This is a genomic window from Vibrio sp. 10N.222.55.A1 (genome assembly GCF_041473835.1).
In the GTDB taxonomy this organism is placed as follows: domain Bacteria; phylum Pseudomonadota; class Gammaproteobacteria; order Enterobacterales; family Vibrionaceae; genus Vibrio; species Vibrio crassostreae_C.
In genome coordinates this window covers 100,601-110,694 of sequence record NZ_JBFRSX010000012.1, presented here as the reverse complement: position 1 = coordinate 110,694, position 10,094 = coordinate 100,601, and the positions used below count along the sequence as shown (strand labels likewise).

Sequence of the window (10,094 nt, the reverse complement as noted above, 5' to 3'; positions counted from 1 at the left end):
TTTTAAGTCATCGGGTTTCATGGGGTTACTCCTGTGAACGACCATCAGGGTGATGGTGTTACAAGAGTATGGTTTGCACTCGTTTTACTCTGCCGCGTAGCGGCTTCGTTCAACAAAGCATTTAAGACTGATTCCCAACGCTTGGCATTTTTCATTCCATCGTTGGGTTTTGTGTTTACGGTGGTATGGTTGGGTTTCGTGGTTGCGTTGCTCACACCTTAACAGGGCGATATGACCCCCTCTGTCAATAAGAGCGTAGAAGTTTCTGCTCCCGCATTTATAGAGCCTTTCTTGTTATTTAAGGGATAGTGTTATTACATAGATGAAGCAAGTAATGTCGTCGGTTCTCATGCTGATATACGTGGATTGCTCATCGTTTGATGAGTAGAGCCTACCTTACTTGTTCCGTCGTAGCACCTGTCTTCAGTCTATGCTCGTGGTTCAATATAGCCGAAGCTATATTGCCTAGCTTGTGTTCTAAGTCTTCCGTTACATTGGGTTTATGAAAGTCTGAGTCGTCCATCGAATAGTCGTGTAACAAGGGCATTTCTCATGCCGTATTTTTGGTAATTAGTTCTTCCTGTCGATTATCGAATTTGTCCTAAACCCACTATTAAGGCAGGGAACCCCAATGAATAGAACGCTATGGTTCGCACTCATTTCGCTTATGTTTTCAATGACAATGGTATTTTGTACATACAGTTATGGCATAGAGAGCCACGTTGAAGTCATCACACTCACTTTGGTACTGTCTGGCCCTCTGATTTTTACCTTTGCGCTTGTTGTCATTTTTTGTGGCGCACCTGTCATTAGCAAGTACAAGTTACTTGGAACCGTCGCAATTTGTGTGCATGGATTTACAGCCTCACTGCATGTGCTGTGGAACGGATTTATGTTTGTCGATGTGATTAATAAACAAGGCTTAGGTCCGGGACAAGGTTATTCTGGTTTGATACTTTGGGTTGGTAGTATCAAGGCGATGCTACTTGGTTTGGTTGTGGGAGTATGCCTGCATTACTTGCTACGATTATTTAGAAAGGCCGCAGTAAGATAGCGGTTGGCTAGTTAATGGGTTGTTCGTTGTCTATAGGAGTTGTCGCTGTGTTTTATAGTAAGGAATTCAACAAGGGATTGTTGCTCATCCTTGTTGCGATAAGTGCTTTCATTGTCGTTACCTCGGATAATAACCCTGGGACATTAATCGCTCACGCCATCAATGGTTTAATTGCTTTGCTCTTTTTCTCTATGACCATTGAGGTCAAAGACAATGTACTAAGCTGGTATTTCGGCTTTGGCTTTTGGCGTAAGAATGTAGAAGTGTCAGACATTACCGAGACATCGTTCTATCAAAGCAAGTGGTATCAAGGTATTGGTATCCGAATGCTGAGCGATGGTTGGTTGTATAATGCATCGATAGGTTCAGCGCTTAAGTTAAGCCTAAGCAATGGAAAGCATGTTTACATTGGTTGTAAGGATACAGACGGTTTAAAGCTGGCCTTGAAAACCGCTAACGAACAGATAACTCAAAATTGATTTACGAGGCTTGGCACTTTTCGTTTAAAGTTGGGCTAATGTTTAAGGTTCTATGCTTTAAGTGAGCTGGACTTTAATATCACAACAAATGAATCGGAGGTTGAATGGACAGAGCAATCAAAACACATTTCGACGAGTATCCCGATGATGTTCGAGCTCGGCTTGAAGAGTTGCGTTCATTAATCTTTGAGCTTTGCTCTGATTTGGATTTAGGTGACGTCGAAGAGTCTCTGAAATGGGGCGAGCCGAGTTACAGCGTTAAGACGGGTAGCCCAATTCGAATCGACTGGAAATTGAAATCACCAAACAACTATTTCTTGTTCTTTAACTGTCAAACAAAGCTAATCGACACATTCAGAGAATTGCACGATGGCACATTGGTATTCCAAGGTAATCGGGCAATCGTATTGAACCTAACTGAACCACTTCCCAAGGCACCGATTAAGCAGTGCTTAGAGCTAACCTTAACTTATCAACAACGAAAACATCTTCCGTTTCTTGGAGCGTAACTCTTACGCGCTGTCATTATATTTCTTAAACCGGTTATCTGTGTTCTAGCTATCACTCTTTAAAGCGCTAAGACTGTACCATCTTGATTAGTATCAAGAGGCTAGGGAATCTCTATAACCAACGCTGATTGTATTGCTTACCGTTTAAAAAGGTGTTCTAGTCACCTTGTATTTCAAACTTAAAAGGAAGTTGTATGAATTTAGATAAAGCCAAAAAACGTATCGCAAAGCAGGTTAAAAAAGGCGACCACGGATACCCAAAAATCACGTTAGCGTATTACGGGACGACCAAAGATCTCGCAACGGAAGTCGCGGTTCAATTTATGCTGGGTGAGGGCGATGGTGTTCAAGAAGAGCGTTTTTCTTGTGAAACCGAAATCCGAGATAATGAATTAGTTCAAACGACGTTACTCAAGATAATCGAGCGAGCAAATGTTAACTCAGTGATTGAAGTTGAAGGCGTGGCAGTTCTTTAGTTTGCTTTAGCCTGGAAACGAAGCCAACACGAGAACTCAGGTGTATAATCCACATTTTTATCGAATTAGGCAGGACACATGGCGATCTCGTTTGAAACTCAAAGACTAAAAGTAGAAGAAGTCGCAGGTGAACTTACTGTTCCTGAACGTTCGGCTCTGCTTGAGCGAGTACCTGGCATTCTAATCCCGTCAGTCGTTGAAAACCTTCCACCATACTTTCACGGTATTGTGTCAGGTGAGCTGGCTGAAATTTGGCTCGACCGAATGTTGTCGGGGAGCCGCTTACTTCAAGTGAAATCCAACGATAATCAATTGATTGGTTTTCTGTTCGCTTATGTAGAAGACGAAAGTGATGCTCATATTGGCTACTTGCTTGCAGAAGAGTTCTGGGGCAAGGGTTTAGCGAGTGAGCTACTGAAGGGTTTCATCACAGAAGTCGCTAAAATGGAGTCATGGTCAACACTGATTGGCGGTGTCGATCGTTCAAACATAGCCTCTGCCAACTTACTTAAAAAGCTAGGTTTTGTTGAGCAAGCCTCTGACGAAAGTGCTGTGGTTTTCTATGAATATAAGCTTTCTCGTCTTAACTCTTAATTCTTAACTCTGAGCTCTCAGCTCTTAATTTCTAATCTCTAACTCAAGCCACATCTGCGTTATACATTCATTGCCAATGTTTACGTCAATTGATAGGGAAGAAACCTTATTACACCATTCAACTGAGAACCGAGAGCAGCGAGTCTAGTTAACGTGGGCTAATTCGGCACTCTGTGTTTCATTAGCGACTTTCCAATCGCCCCCTAAGGCTTTATAGAAAACAGGCTTTGTATCCACATTAGACCATACTGGTTTAGCGACCTCGACCATCTACCATTACGATGATTGTTTTAGAGATGATGCTGAGATCAGCGGCAATCCAAGACTTAACCGAACATAGGCTTAGTGCATAACTGTGGTCAAAACCTACTTTACGACGTACATCATCAATACAGGTGTCGTAACCTTGATTTACTTGTGCAAGCCCTGTAATACCAGGCATTACACCGTATGTGCGGTCGGCAAAGTAAGGAATTTCGTTCTCTAGTTTGGTGTAAAAAGTAGGGCGTTCAGGGCGCGGGCCAATTAGAGACATTTCACCTTTCAGTACATTGATCAGTTGTGGCAGTTCATCAAGACGTGTCTTTCTCAAAAAGCGGCCAACAGGTGTGATTCGTGGGTCATTCGCGGTAGCCCAAACTGCACCAGAGCGAGTTTCTGCATCCTCGTACATGCTACGGAATTTCATGATCTCAAAGATTTCCATTTTCTCCGGTGTCGATTTACCAACGCGCAATTGACGGTAGAAAATAGGGCCACGAGAAGTGAGTGCAATCGCCATCGCAATCAACGGAAATACGGGCGCTAGCAAAATCAAAGCAATCAGTGAGCTTACAAAATCGAAAGTACGTTTAGCACGTGAGATTTTGTATTGGTATAGGTTTTGGGTAGATAGCTGTTCGATGTTCATCATAATAAGTCCTTAATGATTTGCTCGTGTCCAAGGTGAGTTTTCTAGTCCGATTAGGTAACGAATGCCACCAATGAAGTTGGCGTAGTGTCCAACTATCAAATAAGAGATTAATGAAATAGGTTTGTTTACTAGACGCTTTGGCAAGATGCAGCCAAGGACGCCAATGGTATAAACGGCAACTTGAGCCCATAACAGCGCTTCAAATACCAAGTAGTTGCTAAGTAAGATTGAGCACACTAAGCACACAATCATTAAATAGGGAGTGAGCAGGCGAAGTCCTTTTCCTGAAAAGAACGCAAACGCGATGCCTTTGAACTTCGGGCTGAACAAGGCAAATAATCGAATCGCTTGTTGCATGTTACCCGCTGAAATACGAAGTCTTCTTTTGAAGTCCGTTTCTAGGTTCGATTCCTCTAGCTCTAATGCCACCATTTGGGTTTCGTATTCTGCGATGTAACCTTGTTTAACGATTTGCATCGGTAAGATGAAATCATCATTAATAGTGTTGAGTGGAAGCAGTTCAAACAGGTGTGTTCTAAACAAGTAGAAAGCGCCATGAGAACCCAAGCTAGAACCTAACGAAGCCTCAGACTCTTTAACCGCGGTTTGGTACTGCCAATACGTGTTTTCGCCTTCATTGCCTGTTGGACAAAGTTGATACGTTGCGTTTACCACTCCAACCTTGTCACTTTCAAAATGAGCGGCAGCTATAAGCAAAGCATCCAATGAAATAAGGGCAGAAACATCACTCATCGCCGTGATATCACTGGTTATACGTGTCACTTCTTCATTAACAACCGCGACTTTACCTCGGTTTACTTGATGGTCATGTATCTCAAAATAGACATCACTGCACATCGCTTCTTGTATGGTCATTTGTGCAATGGCGACTGTGTTATCGGTGCAACCATCGCAAGCGACAATGACTTGCAGCTTCTTTTTGGGGTAATCGAGTGAAGCAAGGTTACGAATCTTGTCTGCGATCCACTGTTCTTCGTTAAATGCAGGAACAAGAACGGTGATGGTCGGCAACGTGCAATCTTGCTGTTCCTCTTTGTAGCAACGATGACTCTCTTCAACTTTGCGTGCGGGGTGGCTTTTCGCATACCAACGCAGTAACAAAGGGTAGGCTGCGTGATGATAGACAATCAACGCACCTGAAAACAAACAAAGTCCCGCAAGCAACCAATCAATCATGCGTAAGCTCCTTCTGATATATCGTTGTAAGACGAAACCATTTTGATGATGTCGAAGTTTTCGAGTACGTAACGACGAGGTGACAAAAAGCGTTCATTTTGCTTTTCTAATAGCGCACTAGCTAACCCCACAATGCTGCCGCTTTTGACGAGGGCGCCGCTGACTGGACATAAGGTTTCATCGACGGCACCAACGTCCATTGCGACGGTTGGAATATTGCATGCTTGAGCTTCAAGTGTAGAAAGCGGCAGCCCTTCGTGGCGTGAAGGTAGGCAGAACGTATCCAACGCTCCGTAAAACGTGGTCATGTCTTCAACTAAGCCAAGAAAGATGACTCGGTCACTCAGATTCAAGCGGCTAGTCAGTTGCTCTAGTTGATTGCGTTTAGTACCGCCGCCAGCCAATGCGACAACCATGTTTGCAGGTAAAAGAGTCAGTGCTTTAATAAGTTGGTCTTGGCCTTTGACATGTTCTAGTCGACCTGCACAACCGATGATGTGTTTGTCTGTCGGCAGGTTTAGTTTTGCTCTCGCGTGTTCTTTCGACATTGGCTTAAACTTCTCACAATCAACGCCATTTTTGATGGTAATGATGTTCTCATAAGAAAAAGCAGTGCGTAGTTGGTTATAAACACGTGTCGCGTCGGCAACTAACGTTGGTTGAGCAGCTTTTAAAGCAAGCGCTTGTAATCGACGACGTTTGTTGTTGTTCAGATGCCAAGCGTCATGTTCGGTATGGATTCGAGTTGGAACCCCGGTTACGCGAGCGGCATAACCAGCGTATAACAGTGGGCCAATATGATGGGTATGAACCACATCAGGGCGAATCGCGTTGAAGGCTTTAATTAGCTTAATAATGATATTGAATTGTACGCCTGGTGCTTTATCCAAAAAGACGATTTGCTTTTTGTATGGCTCTAGCTTCGGCCAGCTGTTTATAGACTCTTGTTTAGTACCCTCTAAACTGACAATCAACACTTGGTCTGTTGGTTTAGCAAGGCGGAGCAAATCCAGAGTTAGGGTTTCTAATCCACCCGGTGCAAGGTGCTGAACAACGTGTATGATCTTTTTGCCATGCTTCGTTAAATGCGTATTCATAGTTTGGACCCTGCCTTTATAATTGTTGTTTCGCCTTTCTGACGTTTCTATTGAAGTAAATTCTTTAAAACGTTTAACTACACAAGGAGATTGCAGAAGTTGTGCCAACTAAATAATCTTTATTTTTCAGTTACTTATGTTATTCAATTCCAGTGCGGTTTTCATTTCTCAAAATGGGAATCAAAACAAAATACGATTGAATGGCAGGTTGAATCATAGGGCTTGGGTAAATCGAGAGTAGCATTAGAACTTGGGGCTTTAAACAAACAAAACGCCAACCGAGTGTTGGCGTTTTGCTCTAGGATGCACGAAGCTTGGAAACTAGAAAGCTAGAAAGCTAGAAAGCTAGAAAGCACGAAGCTAAGAAATTAGAAAGCTGTGAATCTAGCAAGTCAAAAATGGCTTTGAGGCTGACTAGCTCATTTTAGGGATCACCGTTATCACAGGGACACCCAAGATATCTTCGATTTCGTCTTTGCGTTTGATTGAAGAATCAAACAGTTCAAACAATACCGCTAAACCAATACCCAAACCGATACCTGCAACGAATCCAGCCAGAATAAAAACAAAAGTCGGCATGTTAGATTTGACACTCGGTGTGAAAGGCAAATCGATAATCTTCACACGTTTGTTTTGCTCGAATACACCAAGCGAACCCGTTAGTTGAGCCATTTCATAACGCTCTGTCAGTTCATCATATAGTTGACGTTTGATTTCAACTTGACGTTTAAGGCGGTACATCTCTTTTGCATTTTCGCCGAAGTTATTGGCCTTGTGTTCTAATTCGAAAATCATAGTTCGAAGGCTTTTGGTCTCTTCAGTTAAAGACTCAAAGCGAGCACGAACCAGCTGTAGGCTGTGTAATTGAGTGACCAGAAGAGGTTGGGTATCAGAAAGTTTGTTCAGTGTCGTACTACTTGCGATGTCCCAAAGCTGGTCGCTGTTCATCGTTGGCTGGGTTACCTCGAGCAAACTCTTACGTTCATTCTCTAGTCTGTCTAGCTCACGCACTTTAGCTTGCACAGCACTGTGCTTGTCCGTGTATTTAGCTTGTAACAAGGTAAGGTCGCTACGAATGTCGATGATCTGGTCTTCTAATTTACCGATCACAGGGTTGGTTCTTGAAAGTTGTTGGTCGATTGACCCTAAACTTTTTTCGACACCCGATAACTCGGCCTCTTTTTCTGCCAGTGTTTGTTTGAGTGAAGCTAAGCGATTCAAACTTTGGCTCTGTACCTCAGGCGTCGAATGAACATTCTCATTCATGTATGCAGCTAGCGCTTCTTCTGCTTCTGCAAGCTCTGCACTACGTTTGTCGATATGGATTTTCAAGAAGTTACTTGAATCTTCAATCGATGAACGTTCCGGTGCAAGTAACTGTTCAATGAAATGTTCACTTACCGAGCGCAGCGTCGCTTCCATTCCATTTGGTGTGTTCGACGTTAGACTTATCTTTAGAAAATCTTTTCCAAGCTGAGTCACCGTTAGACGTTGAGACAGGTCAGTAATGATCTCTTGTTTCTCAATTTCAGGCATATCTGGCGTGGTTAATTGCAGTTCATCAGCGACCGAGTAAAGCACATGTCGACTGTGAAGCAGTGTTCTCAATGCGTTAAGTCGATCTTTGAGCATCGTCGAAACGGCAATGTCTTCCAAGAATGGATTCATCTTGGCCGTTTCTTGAATCAACATACTGGTATGCGCGTCATATTTAGTTGGAGCCAACTTGCTCACACCAAAGCCTACAAAGGGCAAAATAAGCATTGGCAGAACGATAACGTAGCGTTGGCGCCACATCGCATTGATGATGACTAATAACCGCAATTTCAGATTATTCATAATAGCTCCAACATCCAATGTACGAAGTTACCACGGTTCTGCCAGCTCTCTTGTTCGACGACAGAGATAGGTGAGTTGCTTAGCTCGCGTGCATGATCAAGCGCCCAAATCATTTGGTTGGCACTGCCAACCGTGGTTACGTGCCCTTGATATGGAACCAAAGCAGGGAACGGTGTTGTGATAATGGGTGTGCCCGCCGCAAGGTATTCCATTAGTTTGAGTGGGCTACACGCTCGGATCTGCTCGTTATCAACAAACGGCAACAAGCTCACATCCCAGTGTTGAGAATAGCTTGGTAGCGTGTGGTGTGGACGAGGGCCAAGGTAATGTACGTTACTCAACTTAGGCAGCATGAGCGTATCAAGCTCGTTTGGACCTATGAAAACAAAGTCCCATTCCGGCATCGCATTCGCAACATGATCAATCATTTCATAATCAAGCCACTTAGAAAGGCTGCCATAAAAACCAGCAATAGGGCGGTGGTTGCTTGGTAAATCTTTTGCTCTTGGTGCGGGTGTTGAAAATAGGTCTACGTCGACACCATGTGGTAGCAAGTGCGCTTTATGCTTTGGAAATTTATCCATCAATTTTTTGCTAGCCGCGAATATAAGCGTTGATTTTTCGATTAGCTCTGATTCGTGCTGTGCAACGGTGTCATGATCAACACCAGCCAGCGCGCTAAAATCATCACCGCAGTAATAGACCACAGATGACTCGCCTAAGTGTCCGCACAAATCAACAGCGGTCGGAAGAGAAGTCCATAGGATAGGCGCGTTCAGATTAAGCTCTGCAATAACCGGTTTTAGTTGGTGCAACATCATTTGCTGAGCCAACTTTCTAGAAAATTTAGAAGCAGGCGCAGGGATTGTCTTTAAGTTAACGATAGTAATGTTGTCGTGTCCCTCAGAGTCGAGCATGTTTTGAGTTACGGCCTTGGTTTTACCAAACAACTTGTTGAACGCTCGGCTAACATCTTTGGCGGACAGCTTCGGTTGTCTTAAGCCAATTGAGTTGACCCATAAGACTTTGTGCTGCTTAGCAAGGTGACGAACTAAATGTTGAGTCGATGAAGGCAGGCCACCAAAGTCTTCACCAAATACGATTAAATCACGCATGGTCACCTCCATGAGTCTCTAACGAATCGAACATATCGGATTCTGTCACTTCAACGGGTTTGATGTGACCGACAACTCGAGCTGGGTTGCCACCTGCGATTGCGAAGGCAGGAATATTCTTTGTTACTACGCTGCCTGCGGCTATTACGGCACCTTCGCCGATGGTTACGCCACCTTTGACCGTCACATTCGTGCCCAACCAAACATCGGGTTCAAGAATGATGTCACCGATTTGCTGAGGGTCGTCACCTTCACCTAGCGCTCGGCGTTTTGCATCAAGCGGGTGTCCAGAGTATCCAAATAGAAAAGCGCCGCCTGCGATTCGTACGTTGTCAGAGATAACCACTTTACCTCCAACAGCGATAGTCGACTGCCAACCAATGTCGACGTTATTGCCAATCGACAATAGTGGGTGTTCCAAGCCTTCAAGTTGTTGAGTACAACCAGAGAATGTCGTGTGGCCAGAGATACGGCAGTTGTCGCCAATCGTAATTTGCACCGGACCGCTGACAAAAGGCAGTCCACCATACAAATACAGGCGTTTGCCACATTGAGCCACACGACCTTTGAAAGCCGGAGTCCAGTAGAAGAATCGCGTAAAGCCAGAAACCAGATTCACCACTAGCTTGTGCGCTTGATATAGACAGCGATTAAATAGTTTAGGGGTAGGTAGCTCTGCGCTTCTGATGTTTTTCAAAATGAAAAACACATTTCTAATTCGAGAATTAGGATGAAACTTAAGCCAATGTTTGAATTGATGTATAGATACTGACGTCATAATGAAAATCCTCTTTTTTGTTATATAGAAGTACTTTCATATA

Annotated in this window: 11 protein-coding genes; 5 read left to right on the top strand and 6 right to left on the bottom strand. The window is 43.8% G+C overall.

Translation table 11 applies throughout. The annotated features are described in order from the left end of the window. Positions 1 to 631 precede the first annotated feature (631 nt). The 5 genes from AB4493_RS03865 (at position 632) to AB4493_RS03845 (ending at position 3,112) form a co-directional block, all read left to right on the top strand. A complete protein-coding gene (locus tag AB4493_RS03865; RefSeq protein WP_372154544.1) occupies positions 632 to 1,054 on the top strand; it encodes a hypothetical protein in 423 nt (140 codons plus the stop codon). Between the two features lie 14 nt (positions 1,055 to 1,068). Continuing rightward, positions 1,069 to 1,533: a hypothetical protein gene (locus AB4493_RS03860; protein ID WP_372154543.1), complete on the top strand. Its 465-nt coding sequence runs from the start codon at positions 1,069 to 1,071 to the stop codon at positions 1,531 to 1,533. Positions 1,534 to 1,637: 104 nt separating this feature from the next. Then, a complete protein-coding gene (locus AB4493_RS03855) occupies positions 1,638 to 2,042 on the top strand; it encodes a DUF1801 domain-containing protein (RefSeq protein WP_372154542.1) in 405 nt (134 codons plus the stop codon). 194 nt (positions 2,043 to 2,236) lie between these two features. Continuing rightward, complete coding sequence (locus tag AB4493_RS03850; RefSeq protein ID WP_017059577.1) at positions 2,237 to 2,518, top strand: hypothetical protein; 282 nt, start codon at positions 2,237 to 2,239, stop codon at positions 2,516 to 2,518. A gap of 78 nt (positions 2,519 to 2,596) precedes the next feature. Beyond that, positions 2,597 to 3,112 carry a GNAT family N-acetyltransferase gene (locus AB4493_RS03845; protein WP_171732990.1) on the top strand — a complete coding sequence of 172 codons (516 nt, stop codon included), beginning with the start codon at positions 2,597 to 2,599 and terminating at the stop codon, positions 3,110 to 3,112. Positions 3,113 to 3,365: 253 nt separating this feature from the next. Here AB4493_RS03845 and AB4493_RS03840 read toward each other — a convergent pair whose 3' ends face one another. The 6 genes from AB4493_RS03840 to AB4493_RS03815 all read right to left on the bottom strand — a co-directional run bounded on the left by AB4493_RS03840 (position 3,366) and on the right by AB4493_RS03815 (position 10,051). Beyond that, on the bottom strand, positions 3,366 to 4,025 hold the full coding sequence (locus AB4493_RS03840; protein ID WP_017063903.1) for a sugar transferase: 660 nt from the start codon (positions 4,023 to 4,025) through the stop codon (positions 3,366 to 3,368). Positions 4,026 to 4,034: 9 nt separating this feature from the next. Next, the gene (locus AB4493_RS03835; protein WP_229647965.1) at positions 4,035 to 5,222 is read right to left on the bottom strand and encodes a glycosyltransferase family 2 protein; all 1,188 of its coding nucleotides are present in this window, start codon (positions 5,220 to 5,222) and stop codon (positions 4,035 to 4,037) included. Continuing rightward, entirely contained in the window at positions 5,219 to 6,319 is a 1,101-nt protein-coding gene (locus AB4493_RS03830; protein ID WP_372154541.1) for a glycosyltransferase, read from the bottom strand. The genes AB4493_RS03835 and AB4493_RS03830 overlap by 4 nt, the downstream gene beginning before the upstream one ends. 414 nt (positions 6,320 to 6,733) lie before the next feature. Then, the gene (locus AB4493_RS03825; protein WP_017063900.1) at positions 6,734 to 8,158 is read right to left on the bottom strand and encodes a Wzz/FepE/Etk N-terminal domain-containing protein; all 1,425 of its coding nucleotides are present in this window, start codon (positions 8,156 to 8,158) and stop codon (positions 6,734 to 6,736) included. Next, positions 8,155 to 9,273: a glycosyltransferase gene (locus AB4493_RS03820; protein ID WP_017059584.1), complete on the bottom strand. Its 1,119-nt coding sequence runs from the start codon at positions 9,271 to 9,273 to the stop codon at positions 8,155 to 8,157. The genes AB4493_RS03825 and AB4493_RS03820 overlap by 4 nt, the downstream gene beginning before the upstream one ends. After that, positions 9,266 to 10,051, bottom strand: coding sequence for a DapH/DapD/GlmU-related protein (locus AB4493_RS03815; protein WP_017059585.1), 786 nt, complete (start codon positions 10,049 to 10,051; stop codon positions 9,266 to 9,268). Before AB4493_RS03815 ends, AB4493_RS03820 begins: the two co-directional genes overlap by 8 nt. Positions 10,052 to 10,094 lie beyond the last annotated feature (43 nt).

Excerpts from the sequence above, each read along its gene's own strand:
- AB4493_RS03865 (WP_372154544.1), top strand. The coding sequence starts at position 632 with ATGAATAGAACGCTATGGTTCGCACTCATTTCGCTTATGTTTTCAATG.
- AB4493_RS03860 (WP_372154543.1), top strand. The coding sequence starts at position 1,069 with ATGGGTTGTTCGTTGTCTATAGGAGTTGTCGCTGTGTTTTATAGTAAG.
- AB4493_RS03855 (WP_372154542.1), top strand. The coding sequence starts at position 1,638 with ATGGACAGAGCAATCAAAACACATTTCGACGAGTATCCCGATGATGTT.
- AB4493_RS03850 (WP_017059577.1), top strand. The coding sequence starts at position 2,237 with ATGAATTTAGATAAAGCCAAAAAACGTATCGCAAAGCAGGTTAAAAAA.
- AB4493_RS03845 (WP_171732990.1), top strand. The coding sequence starts at position 2,597 with ATGGCGATCTCGTTTGAAACTCAAAGACTAAAAGTAGAAGAAGTCGCA.
- AB4493_RS03840 (WP_017063903.1), bottom strand. The coding sequence starts at position 4,025 with ATGATGAACATCGAACAGCTATCTACCCAAAACCTATACCAATACAAA.
- AB4493_RS03835 (WP_229647965.1), bottom strand. The coding sequence starts at position 5,222 with ATGATTGATTGGTTGCTTGCGGGACTTTGTTTGTTTTCAGGTGCGTTG.
- AB4493_RS03830 (WP_372154541.1), bottom strand. The coding sequence starts at position 6,319 with ATGAATACGCATTTAACGAAGCATGGCAAAAAGATCATACACGTTGTT.
- AB4493_RS03825 (WP_017063900.1), bottom strand. The coding sequence starts at position 8,158 with ATGAATAATCTGAAATTGCGGTTATTAGTCATCATCAATGCGATGTGG.
- AB4493_RS03820 (WP_017059584.1), bottom strand. The coding sequence starts at position 9,273 with ATGCGTGATTTAATCGTATTTGGTGAAGACTTTGGTGGCCTGCCTTCA.
- AB4493_RS03815 (WP_017059585.1), bottom strand. The coding sequence starts at position 10,051 with ATGACGTCAGTATCTATACATCAATTCAAACATTGGCTTAAGTTTCAT.